The sequence below is a fragment of the Streptomyces sp. NPDC038135 genome (assembly GCF_055601245.1).
The window spans coordinates 398,128-415,652 of the sequence record NZ_JBVJXS010000007.1 but is presented as its reverse complement, the minus strand read 5'-3'; the positions used below and the strand labels follow the sequence as shown (position 1 = coordinate 415,652).

At 72.2% G+C, this 17,525-nt stretch carries 16 protein-coding genes and 1 tRNA gene; 11 read left to right on the top strand and 6 right to left on the bottom strand.

Going from position 1 to position 17,525, the window contains the following annotated elements; all coding sequences use genetic code 11:
• Positions 1 to 35 precede the first annotated feature (35 nt).
• Positions 36 to 1,235, top strand: coding sequence for an ANTAR domain-containing protein (locus tag ACZ7JA_RS22245; protein ID WP_470809918.1), 1,200 nt, complete (start codon positions 36 to 38; stop codon positions 1,233 to 1,235).
• Between the two features lie 416 nt (positions 1,236 to 1,651).
• On the opposite strand, the gene phoU is transcribed toward ACZ7JA_RS22245, so the two are convergent.
• Entirely contained in the window at positions 1,652 to 2,341 is a 690-nt protein-coding gene (gene phoU, locus ACZ7JA_RS22240) for a phosphate signaling complex protein PhoU (RefSeq protein ID WP_351666055.1), read from the bottom strand.
• Between the two features lie 236 nt (positions 2,342 to 2,577).
• Here phoU and phoR point away from each other — a divergent pair, with 236 nt between their 5' ends.
• Together phoR and phoP are read left to right on the top strand one after the other, a co-directional pair.
• Positions 2,578 to 3,879 (top strand): two-component system sensor histidine kinase PhoR, encoded by a 1,302-nt coding sequence (gene phoR, locus ACZ7JA_RS22235; RefSeq protein ID WP_403681917.1) that lies wholly within the window; start codon positions 2,578 to 2,580, stop codon positions 3,877 to 3,879.
• A 5-nt stretch (positions 3,880 to 3,884) separates the two neighbouring features.
• Positions 3,885 to 4,556, top strand: coding sequence for a two-component system response regulator PhoP (phoP, locus tag ACZ7JA_RS22230; protein WP_018568744.1), 672 nt, complete (start codon positions 3,885 to 3,887; stop codon positions 4,554 to 4,556).
• A gap of 102 nt (positions 4,557 to 4,658) precedes the next feature.
• On the opposite strand, the gene ACZ7JA_RS22225 is transcribed toward phoP, so the two are convergent.
• A complete protein-coding gene (locus tag ACZ7JA_RS22225) occupies positions 4,659 to 5,360 on the bottom strand; it encodes a copper chaperone PCu(A)C domain-containing protein (RefSeq protein ID WP_351666053.1) in 702 nt (233 codons plus the stop codon).
• A 637-nt stretch (positions 5,361 to 5,997) separates the two neighbouring features.
• Here ACZ7JA_RS22225 and ACZ7JA_RS22220 point away from each other — a divergent pair.
• From ACZ7JA_RS22220 to ACZ7JA_RS22190, 7 genes are all read left to right on the top strand, one after another.
• Positions 5,998 to 6,480, top strand: coding sequence for a CarD family transcriptional regulator (locus ACZ7JA_RS22220; RefSeq protein ID WP_003953493.1), 483 nt, complete (start codon positions 5,998 to 6,000; stop codon positions 6,478 to 6,480).
• A gap of 301 nt (positions 6,481 to 6,781) precedes the next feature.
• The gene (gene ispD, locus ACZ7JA_RS22215) at positions 6,782 to 7,534 is read left to right on the top strand and encodes a 2-C-methyl-D-erythritol 4-phosphate cytidylyltransferase (RefSeq protein WP_351666052.1); all 753 of its coding nucleotides are present in this window, start codon (positions 6,782 to 6,784) and stop codon (positions 7,532 to 7,534) included.
• Positions 7,524 to 8,018, top strand: a complete 495-nt coding sequence (gene ispF / locus ACZ7JA_RS22210; RefSeq protein WP_351666051.1) for a 2-C-methyl-D-erythritol 2,4-cyclodiphosphate synthase — start codon at positions 7,524 to 7,526, stop codon at positions 8,016 to 8,018. Before ispD ends, ispF begins: the two co-directional genes overlap by 11 nt.
• A 55-nt stretch (positions 8,019 to 8,073) precedes the next feature.
• Positions 8,074 to 8,478 (top strand): PPOX class F420-dependent oxidoreductase, encoded by a 405-nt coding sequence (locus ACZ7JA_RS22205; RefSeq protein ID WP_199211034.1) that lies wholly within the window; start codon positions 8,074 to 8,076, stop codon positions 8,476 to 8,478.
• 44 nt (positions 8,479 to 8,522) lie between these two features.
• Entirely contained in the window at positions 8,523 to 9,923 is a 1,401-nt protein-coding gene (cysS, locus tag ACZ7JA_RS22200) for a cysteine--tRNA ligase (protein ID WP_351666050.1), read from the top strand.
• A 96-nt stretch (positions 9,924 to 10,019) separates the two neighbouring features.
• Positions 10,020 to 10,961, top strand: a complete 942-nt coding sequence (gene rlmB / locus ACZ7JA_RS22195; protein ID WP_351666049.1) for a 23S rRNA (guanosine(2251)-2'-O)-methyltransferase RlmB — start codon at positions 10,020 to 10,022, stop codon at positions 10,959 to 10,961.
• Positions 10,962 to 11,114: 153 nt separating this feature from the next.
• Positions 11,115 to 12,800: a DoxX family protein gene (locus tag ACZ7JA_RS22190; protein WP_470809913.1), complete on the top strand. Its 1,686-nt coding sequence runs from the start codon at positions 11,115 to 11,117 to the stop codon at positions 12,798 to 12,800.
• A 71-nt stretch (positions 12,801 to 12,871) separates the two neighbouring features.
• Here ACZ7JA_RS22190 and ACZ7JA_RS22185 read toward each other — a convergent pair whose 3' ends face one another.
• From ACZ7JA_RS22185 to msiK, 3 genes are all read right to left on the bottom strand, one after another.
• On the bottom strand, positions 12,872 to 13,603 hold the full coding sequence (locus ACZ7JA_RS22185) for a nucleotidyltransferase family protein (protein WP_351666047.1): 732 nt from the start codon (positions 13,601 to 13,603) through the stop codon (positions 12,872 to 12,874).
• A gap of 29 nt (positions 13,604 to 13,632) precedes the next feature.
• A complete protein-coding gene (locus ACZ7JA_RS22180) occupies positions 13,633 to 14,094 on the bottom strand; it encodes a hypothetical protein (RefSeq protein WP_351666046.1) in 462 nt (153 codons plus the stop codon).
• A 229-nt stretch (positions 14,095 to 14,323) separates the two neighbouring features.
• Positions 14,324 to 15,463: a diacetylchitobiose ABC transporter ATP-binding protein MsiK gene (gene msiK / locus ACZ7JA_RS22175; protein WP_351666045.1), complete on the bottom strand. Its 1,140-nt coding sequence runs from the start codon at positions 15,461 to 15,463 to the stop codon at positions 14,324 to 14,326.
• 218 nt (positions 15,464 to 15,681) lie between these two features.
• Between msiK and ACZ7JA_RS22170 the strand changes: the two genes are divergently transcribed.
• Positions 15,682 to 15,755, top strand: a tRNA-Thr gene (locus ACZ7JA_RS22170).
• Between the two features lie 53 nt (positions 15,756 to 15,808).
• Here the strand turns inward: ACZ7JA_RS22170 and ACZ7JA_RS22165 are convergent.
• Positions 15,809 to 17,449 carry an FAD-dependent oxidoreductase gene (locus ACZ7JA_RS22165; RefSeq protein WP_351666019.1) on the bottom strand — a complete coding sequence of 547 codons (1,641 nt, stop codon included), beginning with the start codon at positions 17,447 to 17,449 and terminating at the stop codon, positions 15,809 to 15,811.
• Positions 17,450 to 17,525: the final 76 nt, after the last annotated feature.

Here is a 17,525-nt window from a genome sequence, read left to right as displayed (position 1 = left end):
GCAGGTCCCGTCGCCCCCCAGCGCAGGGAGCGGCCATGCAACAGTTCTCCTGCGAGACCGTGGCCGACCTGGCGGTCCCCGGACTGGCCACCGGCAGGCTCACGGTGCTCGCCCTGCACGGCGTCGCCGACGCCACGACCAGTGCCGGTCTCGCCGCCGCCCTCGCCGCGCCCGGCGCCGCCCAGCTCATCGTCGACCTGACCGGGCTGTACCGGCTGGAGCCCGCGGGCGCCGAGGTCCTGTACCGGTTCGCCGAGGAGTCGGCCGACCTGGGCCGCCCGCTGCGCCTGACCGGCTGCACCGCCCAGGCGGCCGCCGTGCTCGCCCGGACCGGGGCGGCCCTCGAGCGGGCCGGCCGGGCCGGGCCCGAGCTGTACGCGTCGGTGTCCGAAGCGCTCGCCGGGGTCATCGCCGCGGCCGCGGCGGCCCCGGAGCCGTCGCCGGCACCGCCGTTCGCGCGCACCGACGCCGTGGAACTGCGGCACCGCCTGCTCACGCACGCCCTGGTCGCCCGCGCGCAGGGCGTGCTCGTGGAGCGCTACGGCCTGCCCGGCCCGGACACCGCCGGCACGCTGCTGCGCACGGTGGCCCGGCGGCACGGGATGCGGGCGGTCCGGCTGGCCGGTGCACTGGTGCAGGCCGAGCCGCCGCGCTCCGGCGAGCCCTGGTTCCCCGGGCGCGCGCACCCCGCCGAGCCGGCCGTCGGTTTCCTGCCCCTGCCCGTCGGCCACTCGCTGCCGCTGCACGTGTTCCTGGACGCGCTCCGCGACACCGCCTGCGCGATCACCCACACCGACATGGCGAACGTCCAGCTCCTGGACCCCTGCGACAACACGCTGCGGCTGGAGTCCCACTGCGGTTTCCCCGCCGACTTCGTGCACTTCTTCGCGGTGGTCGACGGCACCACGACCCCCTGCGGCCAGGCGGCCCGCAAGAGCGAGCGGGTCGTCGTGGACGACGTGGCCAGCGCCCCGGACTTCGACGAGCCCTCACGCGCCGCGGCGCTCGCCGCGCACAGCCGCTCGGTGCAGTGCACGCCCATCCCCGGCCCCGCCGGCCGCGCGCAGGGCATGTTCTCCACCCACCACGCTCAGCCGGGCCACGACTTCACCGGCGCCGAACTGGACGCCCTGGACCTGGTCGCCCGGGAGGCGGGGGCCTGGCTCGACTGGTACCGGACGTCCACGGCGCTGGACGCGTTGGAGGACCTGCACCGCAGCGCGCAGGCGCCCTGAACGCCGACGCGTGAGCGGCGGGAACGCCGAGGGGCCGGTGTGAAACGGGTTCACACCGGCCCCTCGGCGTTCGTCCGGGTCAGCCGCACTGGCAGGGAGCGCCCGACTGGCACCCGCAGCCACAGCCCGATCCGCAGCCGCACGCGGCGACGAGCGGGAGGTGCCTGCTCTCGGTGGGCTGGTCCGACTCACGCGCTTGCGTGGGATCGGGCGTGGTGCCGGGGGATTCGGCCATGGGTCCCCTCCTCAGAGGCTCGGCAAAATGCCTTCGCCCATTCCATGCCCGTTCCGCCGGGCGCATCAACGGCGCATCGAGGCGTCCGGCCGCCCCGCCCGGCCTCCCCGCGAGCCGGTCGCGATCCGGCCGGGAGACCGGCTCGATCCGGCCCGGGAGCGGCTCGATCCGGCGGGAGGCGCTACGCCCCCTCGACCTTGGTCACCGGCTGGATGTCCTGCTGCAGGTCGTCCGCGTGCTCGCCCGTCACCAGGTAGACGACCCGCTTGGCGACGGCCACCGCGTGGTCGGCGTAGCGCTCGTAGTACCGGCCCAGCAGGGTGACGTCGACGGCGGTCTCGATGCCGTGCTTCCAGCGGTCGTCGATCAGGTGCTGGAAGAGGGTGCGGTGCAGCAGGTCCATCTCGTCGTCGTCCTGCTCGAGCTGCATCGCGAGGTCGACGTCCTTGGTGATGAGCACCTCGGCCGCCTTCGCCATCAGGCGCTGGGCGAGCTGGCCCATCTCCAGGATCGTGGCGTGCAGGTCGTACGGCACCGCGCGCTCGGGGAAGCGCAGCCGGGCCAGCTTCGCCACGTGCTGGGCGAGGTCGCCGGAGCGCTCCAGGTCGGCCGACATGCGCAGCGAGGTGACGACGATCCGCAGATCCGTCGCGACCGGCTGCTGGCGGGCGAGCAGGGCTATCGCCCGGGCCTCCAGGTCGTGCTGGAGCTCGTCGACCTTCTTGTCGGCCTCGATGACGTTCTCGGCCAGCTTCAGGTCGGTGTCGAGGATGGCGGTCGTGGCGCGCCCGATCGCCGACCCGACCAGCCGGGCCATCTCCACCAGGCTGTCGCCGATCGAGTCAAGTTCCTCGTGGTACGCGTCCCGCATCAGAGATTCCCTCTCGTACGTTCTTCCTTCGGGGTTCCCGGGGGCCGTGACACCAGGCGCCCCGTGGCGTGACCGGCGGTATGAACCCCACGCTCCCACGTTCTGCCCCGTACGCGTCCGTTTCCGCCACCCCAAATGAACCGGTCCTGGCTCCAAGGTGAACTCTGGGCGACGAGTGTTCGAGGTCGCACCTCGACGGCTGTGGTCACGTCGCACGCCATGCCTAACCTTGTGGCATGGACGTGAACGCGGCGGTCGCCGCAGCGGCAGCGATCGCCGGGGTGCTCACCGGTGTCATCGCCATGCTGGCGTTCCGCTGGAGCGAACGCGACCAGAAGCGACCCACCAGGACTTCCTTGCACACCGATGCCGTACTCCCGCCCGGCGTGGACACCGTGCTGTCCGTGCTCCGCTCCTCGGCCGTCGTCCTCGACGAGGCCGACGCCGTCGTCAAGGCCAGCTCCGCCGCGTACGCCCTCGGGCTGGTCCGCGGCGGCAGGCTCTCCGTCGAGCCGATGCTGCAGATGGCGCGGGACACCAGACGCGACGGCGAGATACGCCAGGTCGAACTGGACCTGCCCCGGCGCGGCACCGGACGCGGCGAGGCGCTCGCCGTCTCCGCGCGCGTGGCCCCGCTCGGCTCCCGGCTGGTCCTGCTGCTGGTCGAGGACCTGACCGAGGCCCGCAGGATCGAGGCCGTGCGGCGCGACTTCGTGGCCAACGTGAGCCATGAGCTGAAGACGCCCGTCGGCGCGCTCTCCCTGCTCTCCGAGGCCGTCATGGACGCCTCCGACGACCCCGAGGCCGTCCAGCGCTTCGCCGGCCGCATGCAGATCGAGGCGACCCGGCTGACCAACCTGGTCCAGGAGCTCATCGACCTGTCCCGGGTGCAGAACGACGATCCCCTCGAGGACGCCGAGCCGGTCCGGGTGGACGAGCTGGTCGCCGAGGCCGTCGACCGCTGCCGCCACCAGGCAGGCGCCAAGCAGATCACCATGGCCTCGAACGTGTGGTCCCCCGAAGGGCCCGACCAGACCGGCGGCGGACGGCGCGAGGACGGCGCCGACCTGCACGTCTGGGGCAACCGCGGCCAGCTCGCCGCCGCGCTCGGCAACCTGGTCGAGAACGCCGTCAACTACTCCCCGGCCCGCACCCGCGTCGGCATCGCCGCCCGCCGGGTCAGCGCCCCGGGCGGCGACCTGATCGAACTGGCCGTCACCGACCAGGGCATCGGCATCTCCGACCGGGACAAGGAGCGCATCTTCGAGCGCTTCTACCGCGTCGACCCGGCCCGCTCCCGGGCCACCGGAGGCACCGGTCTGGGTCTCGCGATCGTCAAGCACGTGGTTGCCTCGCACGGCGGGGAGGTCACGGTGTGGAGCGCCGAGAACCAGGGCTCCACGTTCACCCTCAGGCTGCCGGAGGCGGGCGTGGCCCGCGACCGCGCACAGCAGCACCCCGACCTCGATGACGAGGCCGGCGGCACGCCCGACTCATCTCCTTACGAACCGCTTCCCGCCCCGGAGGTCCTTCCGTGACCCGAGTGCTCGTCGTCGAGGACGAGGAGTCCTTCTCCGACGCCCTGTCGTACATGCTCCGCAAGGAGGGCTTCGAGGTCGCAGTCGCGGCCACCGGCCCCGACGGACTCGACGAGTTCGAGCGCAACGGCGCCGACCTCGTTCTCCTCGACCTGATGCTGCCGGGTCTGCCCGGTACCGAGGTGTGCCGTCAGCTGCGCGGCCGCTCCAACGTCCCCGTGATCATGGTGACCGCGAAGGACAGCGAGATCGACAAGGTCGTGGGGCTCGAGATAGGAGCCGACGACTACGTCACCAAGCCCTTCTCCTCCCGCGAGCTGGTCGCCCGCATCCGCGCGGTGCTGCGCCGCCGCGGCGAGCCGGAGGAGGTCACCCCGGCCGCCCTGGAGGCCGGTCCGGTCCGCATGGACGTCGACCGGCACGTGGTGACGGTCTCCGGCTCCAAGGTCGACCTCCCGCTGAAGGAGTTCGACCTGCTGGAGATGCTGCTGCGCAACGCGGGCCGCGTCCTGACCCGCATGCAGCTCATCGACCGGGTCTGGGGCGCCGACTACGTGGGCGACACCAAGACGCTCGACGTCCACGTCAAGCGTCTGCGGGCCAAGATCGAGCCGGACCCCGGGGCGCCCCGGTACCTGGTGACGGTGCGGGGCCTGGGCTACAAGTTCGAGCCGTAGACCGGCAGGCCCGACGACCGGTGAGGCTGCCGGCGGGCGGACACGCGGACACGACGAAGGGCGGCACCCCGTGCGGGGTGCCGCCCTTCGTGTCGCGGCTGCTCAGTTGCCGGCGGCCGACTGCGACGCGGAGTCGCTCGGGGTGGCGCCGGTGGCGTCGCCGCCGGCGGCGTCACCGCCCGAGACGGACGCGGCGTCCGAGGCGCTCGCCGAGGCGCTCGCCTTGTCGTTCTTGCCCTTGCCCTTGCCGGAGGCGTTCGCGCCCGGAGCCGCGGAGGCGGAGGCCGACGGGACCTCGCTCGGGCCCCAGCCGCTGAAGTAGCTGGTGGCCGGCACCACGAAGGCGCGCAGGCTCACGTCACCGGCCTTGTCGAAGGTGAAGGTGACCTTCTGGGCGTTGCCGTCCCGGACCGCCTCGCGGCTGCTCTCCAGCACCGCGGAGGCGTTGTCCTTGCCGCCGAGGATCAGCGAGCCCTGCGGCGGGATGGTCAGGCTCTGGCCCTTGGCGGGGTGCAGCGTGGCGGTCTTGCCGGTGCCCGGGACGGCGATCGACTGCAGCGTCTCGGCGGTCTTGCCGGTGTTGAAGATGGTCGCGGACACGACGGCGGGACCGGTGGACGTCAGGTCGGGCTGCGTGATGACCGTGGCGTTCTGGACCTTGATGTTCCCGACGCTGGTCGCCGCGTTGTCCGGCTTGATCTGCAGAGTCTGGGCGTCGTTGCCGGAGCCGCACGCGGCGAGCGAGGCGACCGAGAAGGCGATGGCGGCGGCGCCGAGGGCGCCGCGTCGAAGGCTGCTGCTCACGGCGGCGGCATCTCCTTGAACGCAGGGGCGGCTCCCGTATAAAGCCGCCCTAAGTGTCTGTCAGCGGCCTCAGGTTACCGAGCCGTTCCCACGCGATCGCACCCGACCCTCCCCCAAGCGCCCCGCTTCCCTCCGGCTGGGGGTACCCCGCGGCCGGAAGTGACCCGCCGGTCACATTGCCGGAGCGGGCCGTCCGCATTCGTATAACGCGCCCGTGACGCCGGGGTCCGCATCCCGGCAACACGCTGCGCGAAATTTCCGTGAAGGAATGCGCGACCACCCCGGATATTGATCACCGACCGCCCTTCCCGGCCGTTGTGATCAATTCCGGAATCGTCCCGGACCCGACCCCCGCCGCCGAACGGAGTAGCGGAAGTCGTACGCTTGGGAGCGGACATATCGGGACGTTCAACCTTCTGGAGGCGGCTCGGCGCGTGTGTGGCGTACGTGTTTCGCCTCGCCCGAAGAGCCCCTCCGACCTGCGAATTCCCGCCGCCTTCCGGCTCGGACGCCACCCTCGCAGCACGTTCCTGTTGCTGTTGTCAAGCCCCGAGATATGCCCTGACCTGCGAAAACGCCATTCAGAACACGCCGTATCCGTGTTACCCTGGATAGCCACGGAAGGGGTACCTGTCACATGACGTTCAAGGTTGGCGACACCGTGGTCTATCCCCATCACGGGGCCGCGCTGATCGAGGCCATCGAAACTCGTCAGATCAAAGGCGTGGACAAGACCTACTTGGTGCTGAAGGTCGCCCAGGGTGACCTCACGGTGCGTGTGCCAGCGGACAATGCGGAGTTCGTCGGCGTGCGTGATGTGGTCGGTCAGGACGGGCTGGACCGGGTCTTCGAGGTACTGCGCGCGCCGTACGCAGAGGAGCCCACGAACTGGTCCCGTCGCTACAAGGCAAACCTGGAGAAGCTCGCCTCCGGCGATGTCATCAAGGTCGCGGAAGTCGTGCGTGACCTGTGGCGTCGCGAGCGCGAGCGCGGACTCTCCGCCGGCGAGAAGCGCATGCTCGCCAAGGCCCGCCAGATCCTGGTGAGCGAGCTCGCCCTCGCGGAGAACACCAACGAGGACAAGGCCGAGGCCCTGCTCGACGAGGTGCTCGCCTCCTGACGCGCGACGGACGGCACGCGCCGCCGTCGACTCGCTCAGCACAGTGAAGATGCCGCGGTGCCCGATGACACTCACCCTGTCGCCGGGCGCTGCGGCATGTTCGTACCCGGACATACCGTCCGCCGTGCCGGGCGCCGCGAGCGCCTGCCGTTCATCTCGGGTGAGGTCCCCCGATACTTGGTGTGCCGGGCCCGGGCAGATGGCTCGACCAGGGTCACGGAAGGGTCCGGTCGAGCGGTCGTGCCCGGCACTCTCCAGGCCATACCCACGTAGGTCGAGCACACAAACCTGACAGGAACCGATGTCTGACGATTCGCGCCCCGCACCCGCGCAGATCCCCGTCGCCGCCGTGATTCCCGCCGCCGGCCGCGGCGTACGCCTCGGCCCGGGCGCCCCCAAGGCGCTGCGCACGCTGAACGGCACGCCCATGCTGATCCACGCGGTGCGCGCCCTCGCCGCGTCCCGCCACGTCTCCCTGGTGATCGTCGTCGCGCCGCCCGACGGCGCCGCCGAGGCCAAGTCGCTGCTCGACGCGCACGCCCTGCCCGACCGCACCGACTTCCTCGTCGTGCCCGGCGGGGACAGCCGCCAGGAGTCGGTCCGGCTCGGCCTCGACGCCCTGCCGCCCGAGTACGGCGTCGTCCTCGTGCACGACGCGGCCCGCCCGCTGGTGCCGGTCGACACCGTGGACGCGGTCATCGAGGCCGTGCGCGACGGCGCGCCCGCCGTCGTCCCCGCGCTGCCGCTGGCCGACACCGTCAAGGAGGTCGAGCCCGCGGCCGTCCCCGGCGACCCCGAGCCGGTGGTGGCCACGCCCGAGCGGTCCCGGCTGCGCGCCGTGCAGACGCCCCAGGGCTTCGACCGGCAGACCCTGGTCCACGCCCACGAGACGGTCACCGAGGACGTCACGGACGACGCGAGCATGGTCGAGCAGCTCGGCCGGCGGGTCGTCACCGTCCCCGGCCACGAGGAGGCCTTCAAGGTCACCCGCCCGCTCGACCTCGTGCTCGCCGAGGCGGTCCTGGCCCGCAGGAGGCTCAACGATGGCTTCTGACGCCCCCGTGCTGCCCCAGGTCGGCATCGGCACCGACATCCACGCCTTCGAGGACGGCCGCGAGCTGTGGTGCGCCGGACTGAAGTGGGAGGGGGAGGGGCCGGGCCTGGCCGGGCACTCCGACGCCGACGTCGTCGCCCACGCCGCCTGCAACGCGCTCTTCTCCGCGGCCGGCCTCGGCGACCTCGGACAGCACTTCGGCACCGGCCGTCCCGAGTGGTCCGGCGCCTCCGGCGTCACCCTGCTCACCGAGGCCGCCCGGATCGTCCGCGAGGCGGGGTTCACCATCGGCAACGTCGCCGTCCAGGTCGTCGGGCCCCGCCCGAAGATCGGCAGGCGGCGCGACGAGGCGCAGAAGATCCTCTCCGAGGCGGCCGGGGCGCCGGTGTCGGTGTCCGGCGCGACGACGGACGGGCTCGGTTTCCCCGGACGCGACGAGGGACTGATGGCGGTCGCCACCGCGCTCGTGGTGCGGGTGCGCTGAGGGCGTGCGAGGGTACCTGCCAAGTCACCGCAGACTCGAGCTTGTGGAGGTACCCATGCCCGCCGCCCTGTCCGACCGGCTCAAGTCCCTGCTCGACGGACCCGTCTTCATCGTGGTCGGCACGATCCAGCCCGACGGCAGCCCCCAGCTGTCCCCGGTGTGGGTGAAGCGGGACGGCGACCAGATCCTGTTCTCCACCACCGTCGACCGCCGCAAGAAGAAGAACATGGACCGCGACGCCCGGGTGAGCGTCGTCGTCCAGGACCCCGAGATGCCCTACGTCTACGGGGAGATCCGGGGCACCGCGGAGTTCACCACCGACGGCGCCGACGACCTCATCGACGAACTGTCGGTGAAGTACACCGGAAAGAGGTACGCCGAGTTCAACCCGGCGTCCGTCGACGACGCCGACCGGGTGGTCGTCCGGATCACCCCCGAAAAGGTCGTGGGCATGTTCTAGCCAACCGGCACGAGGCACCGCTCCTGGCCCACTACCCTGGAGTGGTGACTATTCGCCTGTACGACACCAACGCCCGGCAGATCCGCGACTTCACCCCGCTCAAGCCGGGTTGTGTCTCGATCTACCTCTGTGGCGCGACCGTGCAGGCGGCTCCGCACATCGGGCACATCCGCTCGGGCCTGAACTTCGACATCATGCGCCGCTGGTTCGAGTACCGCGGCTACGAGGTGACGTTCATCCGCAACGTCACCGACATCGACGACAAGATCATCGCCAAGGCCGCGGAGCAGAACCGGCCCTGGTGGTCGATCGGCTACGAGAACGAGCGCGCGTTCAACGACGGCTACACCGCCCTCGGCTGCCTCCCGCCCACCTACGAGCCCCGCGCCACCGGCCACGTCACCGAGATGGTCGAGATGATGCAGGGCCTCATCGAGCGCGGGCACGCCTACGCGGCCGACGGCAACGTCTACTTCGACGTGCGGTCCTTCCCGCGCTACCTGGAGCTGTCCCGGCAGGAGCTGGACAACCTGCTCCAGCCATCCGGCGAGGGCGAGACCGGCAAGCGGGACCCGCGTGACTTCGCGATGTGGAAGGCGGCCAAGCCGGGCGAGCCCACCTGGCCCACCCCGTGGGGCCCGGGCCGGCCCGGCTGGCACCTGGAGTGCTCCGCCATGGCCCACAAGTACCTGGGCAGCGCCTTCGACATCCACGGCGGCGGCCTGGACCTGATCTTCCCGCACCACGAGAACGAGATCGCCCAGGCCAAGGCCTACGGCGACGACTTCGCCCGGTACTGGGTGCACAACGCCTGGGTCACCATGGCCGGCGACAAGATGTCCAAGTCGCTCGGCAACAGCGTCCTGGTCTCCGAGATGGTCAAGCAGTGGCGCCCGGTCGTCCTGCGCTACTACCTCGGCACCCCGCACTACCGGTCGATGATCGAGTACAGCGAGGAGGCGCTGCGCGAGGCCGAGTCGGCGTACGCGCGCATCGAGGGCTTCGTGCAGCGCGTGGTGGAACTGGCCGGGGGAGTGGTCGAGCCCGCCGCCGAGGTCCCGCCCGCGTTCGCCGACGCCATGGACGACGACCTCGGCGTCCCGCAGGCCCTCGCCGTGGTGCACACCACCGTCCGGCAGGGCAACAGCGCGCTGGCCGCCGACGACAAGGAGGCCGCCGTCGCCCGGCTCGCCGAGGTGCGGGCCATGCTCGGCGTCCTCGGCCTCGACCCGCTGGACCCCCGGTGGGCCGGCGAGGGCGACCGGGGCGACGACCTGCACGGCGTCGTCGACAGCCTCGTCCGGCTCGTCCTCGGGCAGCGCGAGTCCGCCCGCGCGCGCAAGGACTGGGCCACCGCCGACGCCATCCGCGACCAGCTGGGGCAGGCCGGACTGGTCATCGAGGACAGCCCGCAGGGTCCGCGCTGGAGCCTCGGCCCGCGCTGAACCGGCGGGCGATCCGGTGATCGATTGTGCCGTCCGGCCCTCCGGGCGGCACACTGCATAGACGTACGAACACTTCCGTCAGAGAACAGGTAGGTCATGGCCGCGAACAACCGCCGCATGTCCGGCAAGAAGGGCGCGCAGGTCGGCAGTGGCGGCCAGCGGCGCAAGGGCCTCGAAGGCAGGGGCCCGACCCCGCCCGCCGAGATGCGCAAGGGCCACAAGAAGAACCGCGTCGCCAACGCGAAGGCGAAGCAGGCCGTGCGCCGCCCCGTGGCCCGGGGCCGCGGCGGCAAGTCCGCCTCCGAGCTGGTCGTCGGCCGCAACCCGGTCGTCGAGGCGCTGCGCGAGGGCGTGCCCGCGTCCACGCTCTACGTGCAGCAGTTCATCGACAACGACGAGCGGGTGCGCGAGGCCCTCCAGCTCGCCGGCGAGCGCGGCGGGATCAACCTCATGGAGGCCCCGCGCCCGGAGCTGGACCGGATGACCAACGGCCTGAACCACCAGGGCCTGGTCCTGCAGGTCCCGCCGTACGAGTACGCGCACCCCGAGGACCTCACCGCGGCGGCGTACGACGCGGGCGAGGACCCGCTGATCGTCGCCCTCGACGGCGTCACCGACCCGCGCAACCTCGGCGCCGTCGTCCGCTCCGTCTCCGCCTTCGGCGGGCACGGCGTGGTCGTCCCCGAGCGCCGCTCGGCCGGCATGACCGCCGGCGCCTGGAAGACCTCGGCCGGCACGGCGGCCCGCACCCCGGTCGCCCGCGCCACCAACCTCACCCGCACCCTGGAGGCCTGCAAGAAGGCCGGCATCACGGTCGTCGGCCTCGCGGCCGACGGCGAGGTGGAGCTCGGCGACCTGGAGGCGCTGGGCGGTCCGGTGGTCATCGTGGTCGGCTCCGAGGGCAAGGGCCTGTCCCGCCTGGTCGGCGAGACCTGCGACTACCGGGTCCGCATCCCGATGCCGGGTGGCGCGGAGTCGCTGAACGCCGGTGTGGCGGCGGGCATCGTGCTGTACGAGGCGGCGCGCCGCCGTAGCTGACGCGACGTCACGCGGACGGGCCTGAACACCCGTCCGCGGCTTCACTCGCACGGGGGAATTCAGGTGTCCATGGGGTGTTCGGGACACCTTTGACGGAGTCCGGACACATCCGCCCCGTCGTGGCAGTGTCCTAACTCCACGTCACTCGGTTAGATGAGTGTGGACACCAGAACACCCCGCACACCCACGGGGGACCGCTCGTCGGGGTACGACGACGCTCCCGCGCTGAGCATGGTGAAGGTGCCGAGCGATCCGGCGCAGGTCATCGTCACCCACGCCAGTTTCCGCGTGCAGCTGGGCGCGTCGTCGAGGCGCAGCCAGTCCCCGCGGATCGCCCGCCACCTGAGTGCCGCCCAGGACACCGCCCGCATGCCGTCCGTGGGCGCGGCGGGCCGGGCCGGGGCGGCCGGGCGCCGCCGGCCCGTCGTGTGGAGCGGCAGGTCCGCCCCCGACGACACCGGCGCCCACCGGCTGCTCCAGGCCGTGCGGGGCAGCAGCGTCCGCCACACCGAGGAGCCCGGCCTGGCCGGCGCCACCCAGGTCATCCCGCGTGTCGGCGGCGGGTATCCGGACGGCTACGGCGACCTCGACGGGACCGTGGAGACCCCCGTCGTCGGCCACCAGCGCACCTCCTCCGACGACGGCACCCGGCTGCTGCCGCCCCTGCGCGGCGGCGGCAGCGTCTACGACGAACCGGGCTACGCCGAGTCGGCGTACGGCGACTCCGGCAACGAACAGCCCGCGTACGACGACGAGTTCGACGACTACGAGGACTCCGCGGAGACGGCCGGCGACCGCCCCCGCCGCGGCAGGCGGCACAGCGACGACCCGGCCCGGCACGCCTACTACCCGGGCCGCCGGATGAACCTCGGCGTCGTCCTGCTCCCGCTGCGCATCTTCCTCGGCTTCATCTCCATCTACGCCGGCATGGGCAAGCTGTGCGACCCCGTCTACTTCGACGGCGGCAAGCGCGGCTCCATGGTCACCTGGCTCAACACCCTGCACCCGTGGGAAGTCGCCGAGCCGCTGCGCCAGTTCGCCCTGCACCACCCCATCGGCTCCGGGCTGGTCATCGCCTTCCTGCAGGTGGTCGTCGGCGTCCTGACCATCGCCGGCTGCTGGCAGCGGGTCGCGGCCGTCGTGGGCGCCCTGCTCTCCGCCGCGCTGATCGTCACCGTGAGCTGGAAGACGGTCCCGGCCTACGACGCGCCCGACATCATCTACCTCGCCGCCTGGTCCCCGCTGGTGATCGCCGGCGCCCCGGTGTACTCGGTCGACGGCCGGCTGGCCGGCAGCGCCTGGCGCAGGCTCGGGCCCCGCTCCGACATCTGGGAGCTGCGCCGCTACGTCCTGCGCCGCGGCGCCCTCGTCACCGCCGTCACCGTCGGCCTCACCCTGCTCGTCGGCTCCCTGCTGGGCGGTGCGGTGCGCGACTCCAGCCGGGTGGTCGTCCCGGGCCCCGGCGAGGCCCCGCGCAACAACGTGCCCGGCTCCCCGCTCCCGCACAAGCCCGGCCAGGACCGGCGGTCGTCCCCGCCGGCCTCCAGGGCGCCCAGCGGGGGCGCCACCACCGGCCCGTCCGGTGCGGCGAGCACGCCCGGCGCGAGCCGCAGCAGCGCCGGCACCACCACGACGACGCCCAGCCAGACCCAGGGCACCACCGGCCGGATCCCGCCCCGCCCGACCTCCCCGACCGGCGGCGGCGCCCCGAGCACCACGGCGGGCCCGACCAGCACCGGCGGCGGCTCGACGGGCGGCGGCGGCTCGACCGGCGGCACCGGTTCGGGCGGCAGCACCTCCTCCGGCCAGCCGGGCCTGGTGGGCGGCCTGCTGGGCTAGCGCCCGTCGCGACGAACACCGAAGGGCCCGTACCGGCGCGGTACGGGTCCTTCGCTCGGCTCGGGCCGGGTCTACCGCCCCAGAGCCGCCAGTTCCTTGGCCGCCTCGGCGAGGTCCTTGGCGGTGTCGATGGCCCGCCAGTAGGCGCCCTGCGGGATCGTGAAGCCCGCCAGCCGGCGTTCCCGGGCCAGCCGGGGGAACGTCGTCCGCTCGTGGTCGCCCCGCTCGGGCAGCAGGCCGGCGAACTCGGGCGAGAACACGTAGACACCCGCGTTGATCTCGAACGTCGACGGCGGGGCCTCGATGAAGTCGGTGATGTGCCCGAAGCCGTCGGTCCGCACCGCGCCCCAGGGCAGCCGCGGCCGGGCCAGCGCGAGCGTGGCGACGGCGTCCCGCTCGGTGTGGAAGTCGGCCATGTCCCGCAGGGAGAAGCGGGTCCAGATGTCGCCGTTGGTGGCGTACCAGGGCCGGTCGGGGTGGGGCAGACGCGCGGCGGCGTACTTCAGGCCGCCGCCGCGGCCGAGTGGCTCCGTCTCGACGACGGTGGTGACGGACACCGGCAGATCGGCCGAGTCCAGCCACTTCTGCAGGACCTCGGCGAGGTGGCCGCAGGAGACCACCACGTCCGTCACGCCCTCCTCGGCGAGCCAGGCAAGCTGATGGCCGATGATCGGAGTTCCCGTGCCCGGGATCTCGACCATCGGCTTGGGCCGGTCGTCGGTGTAGGGACGCAGCCGTGAGCCCTGGCCACCGGCCAGGACGACGGCTTGAGTGGGGCGCGACGCCGAGTTCGGATGGGTCATGCCCGAACTGTACGTGGCGCCCCGGCGGCTCAGCCTCGCGCGGTCAGCACCCCGGAGGCGAAGGACGTGTCGCAGACCGGGCGGGCGTACGACTGGGCGCGCGTGGGGCCGTAGATGCGCACGGCGGCCTTGCCGAGGGCGCGGGCGATGGAGCCGCAGTGCCTGGCCAGTGACGGGTGCCCGTTCACCGCCTGCTGGAGGTGGGTCAGGACCACGCCCGGGTTCTTGTCCTGCAGCTCGGTCATCAGCCGGTCACGGAGCAGGTCCTGCGGGGCGCGGGAGACGGCCTTGGAGGAGACGGACGCCGAGGAGACGTCCGAGGCCATGAGCACCGAGCTGGAGGAGCTCCCCGTCCAGTTGACCCGGGTGACCGCGAGGGTTCCGGAGAGCACCAGGACGACGGGCAGGACGAGGGCGAGAGTGCGGCCGATACGGCGGGCAGGGCCGCCCCGGTGGCCGCGTCGCGTCTGAGGGATGGTGGAGTGCTTCACGCGTGTGAGGGTAGCGCCCGGTAATGATTTGGCGACATTTAGTCACCCCTATGGGGGATGAAGTGCCGCTACTTTCTGGGTAAGGGGTTGACGCCCATCGCCCGAAATGATCGCTCTGCCGGGGTATGTCGACACAAACGGAGAGGCCCCGCGGCGGTTCGCGGGGCCTCTGGCGTCAACGTGACCGGTTCATCCCGGATTCACCCGGGGTTCCTCGGCCCGTCGGGGCTCAGTCGGAGAGACGCTCGCCCGTGGAGGTCGAGAACACGTGGGTCTCGCCCGGACGCGGCACGACGTGCAGCGTGGCGCCCTTCTCCGGGACCTGGCGGCCGTTGACCCGGACCACCAGGTCCTTGACCTCGCCGCTGACCTCGGCGGTGCCGTAGACGTAGCCGTCGGCGCCCAGCTCCTCGACGACGTTCACGGAGACGGCGAGACCGGCCGGGGCGTCCTCGGTGTCCTTGGACAGCGAGGTGGCGGCGGCGCCGCCGCCCAGCTCGACCACGTCGAAGTGCTCGGGCCGGACGCCGACGGTGACCGTGCGGTCGCCCTTGTCGGCGGCGGCCTTCAGCGCGTCCCGGTTCACCGGCACCACGCTGTTGCCGAACTTCACACCGCCGTCGGTGATCGGCACCTCGACCAGGTTCATGGCCGGGGAGCCGATGAAGCCGGCGACGAACAGGTTCGCGGGCTTGTCGTACATGTTGCGCGGCGAGTCGACCTGCTGGAGCAGACCGTCCTTGAGCACGGCCACCCGGTCGCCCATCGTCATGGCCTCGACCTGGTCGTGGGTGACGTAGACGGTGGTGATGCCGAGGCGGCGCTGCAGCGAGGCGATCTGCGTACGGGTGGACACGCGGAGCTTGGCGTCCAGGTTGGACAGCGGCTCGTCCATGAGGAAGACCTGGGGCTCGCGCACGATGGCGCGGCCCATGGCGACACGCTGGCGCTGACCGCCGGAGAGCGCCTTCGGCTTGCGGTCCAGGTACTCCGTGAGGTCGAGGATCTTCGCGGCCTCCTCGACCTTCTGCCGGATCTCCGCCTTGTTGACGCCGGCGATCTTGAGCGCGAAGCCCATGTTGTCGGCGACCGTCATGTGCGGGTAGAGGGCGTAGTTCTGGAACACCATGGCGATGTCCCGGTCCTTGGGCGGCAGGTGCGTGACGTCGCGGTCACCGATGCGGATCGCGCCGCCGTTGACGTCCTCCAGGCCCGCGAGCATGCGCAGGGAGGTGGACTTGCCGCAGCCCGACGGACCGACCAGGACGAGGAACTCGCCGTCCTCGATCGCGATGTCGAGACCGTCGACGGCGGGCTTGGTGGAACCCGGGTAGATCCGGGTCGCCTTGTCGAACGTGACAGTGGCCATGGTGAATGGGCCCCCTTCTACCGGCAGGAACGTGCCGGACGATCCGTTGTAGGAAGGTGGTTGGTGTAGTCCACCGAAGTGAACCGGCTCAGGACGCTACCCGGCGGCACGCGGTCTGTCAGTACCCCGCCCCTGTGAACTTCGCGGATTTTCCCTCCGGGGCCCGGCCCGGACGTGGGTACACTGCTGGCACGCCCGCGCCACGCGCGCGCGTGCAGGCCTCCTTAGCTCAGCTGGTCAGAGCGCCGCTCTTGTAAAGCGAAGGTCGTCGGTTCGAATCCGACAGGGGGCTCCGCGAGACAGGGCCACCCGCACCGGTGCGGGTGGCCCTGTCGTCGTCCCGGGTCAGCCGGTGCGCAGCACCGCTGCGAGGACCTCGCGCAGCACGCCCTCCGGGTCCGGTACGGCGCCTGTCGCGCGCCACGCCACGAAGCCGTCCGGGCGGACGAGGACCGCGCCGTCGGCGGTGACGCCGTGCAGCTCGGCCCAGTCGGCGGCGTCGTCCTCGTAGGTCAGGTCCGCGTCCGCGCCCGGGCCGATGCGGTAGGCGTCCAGGCGTACGCCGTCCGCCGCGGCGATCGCGCGCGCGGCCGTGTGCCAGCCCGCGTCGTCGGGGGCGTCGCTGAGGAGGACCAGGGAGCGCTCGTAGAGGTCCAGGGTGGACAGCCGGCGGTTGGCCTGGCGCAGCCAGAGGTGCGGGGCGCGGGTGCCGGGCCGGCCGGTGAGGTCGAGGGCGTCGGAGACGACCGGACGGCCGGGGTCGGCGCCGAGGACGGCGCCGTCCGGGTAGTGGTAGCCGAGGACGACGTTGAGGATGCCGCCGCGCTTGCCGCCGCCGACGCCGGGGGCGGGGGCGAAGCCCGGGTGGCTGTGCTCGACGGAGCGGGCGGAGGCGCGGGCGCTGGTGGCGGTCGCGACCGGGCGGCGCTCGGTGTCGTAGGTGGCGAGGAGGGCGGGGCCCGCCCAGCCGTCGAGGACGGCGGCGAGCTTCCAGGCGAGGTTGTGGGCGTCCTGGATGCCGGTGTTGGAGCCGAAGGCGCCGGTGGGCGACATCTCGTGGGCGGAGTCGCCGGCGAGGAAGACGCGGCCGCTGGAGTAGCGGTCGGCCACTCGTTCGGCGGCGCGCCAGGACGCCTTTCCGGTGATCTGGACGTCGAGGTCGGGGACGCCGACGGCCCGCCGGATGTGGTGCTGGAGCCGTTCCTCGGTGAACTCCTCCAGGGTCTCGCCGCGCTCGGGGTGCCAGGGGGCGTGGAAGACCCAGTGCTCCTTGTTGTCGACGGGGAGCAGGGCGCCGTCGGCCTCGGGGTCGGTGAGGTAGCAGCAGATGAAGCGGCGGTCGCCGACGGTGTCCGCCAGCCGGGTGGAGCGGAAGGTGGCGCTGACGTTGGCGAAGAGGTCGCCGGGGCCGCTCTGGCCGATGCCGAGGGCGCCGCGGACGGGGCTGCGGGGGCCGTCGGCGGCGACCAGGTAGTCCGCCCGGACGGTGTAGCGCTCCCCGGTGCCGCGGTCGAGGACCACGGCCGTCACCCCGTCGGCGTCCTGTTCGAAGGACTCCATCTGGTGGAAGTAGCGCAGGTCGCCGCCGAGTTCGCGGGCACTGTCGACGAGGACGGGTTCGAGGTCGTTCTGGCTGCACAGGCACCAGCCGGTGGGGCTGAACCTGGCGAGTCCGCCGCCGGGGTCGATGTGCTTGAAGAGCCATTCGCCCGCGTCGCCCACGAGGGTGGGCGTCTGCAGGATGCCGTGGTTGTCGGCGAGGAGTGAGGCCGCCGCCTTGATGTCCGGTTCGATGCCGGCCACCCGGAAGAGCTCCATGGTGCGGACGTTGTTGCCGCGTCCGCGCGGGTGGATGGAGGTGCCGGAGTGCCGCTCGACGAGCATGTGCCGGACACCGAGACGGCCCAGGAAGACGGACGTGGACAGGCCCACCAGGGAGCCGCCCACGATGAGGACGGGGACCCGGTGGTCGGCTTTCTGATGCATCGAAGCCTCCAGAGGCAAGGGGGGCGCGAGATGGGGGGCCTGTGTGTGTTCTTGCCCGGTGGCGGTGGCTCCGCGT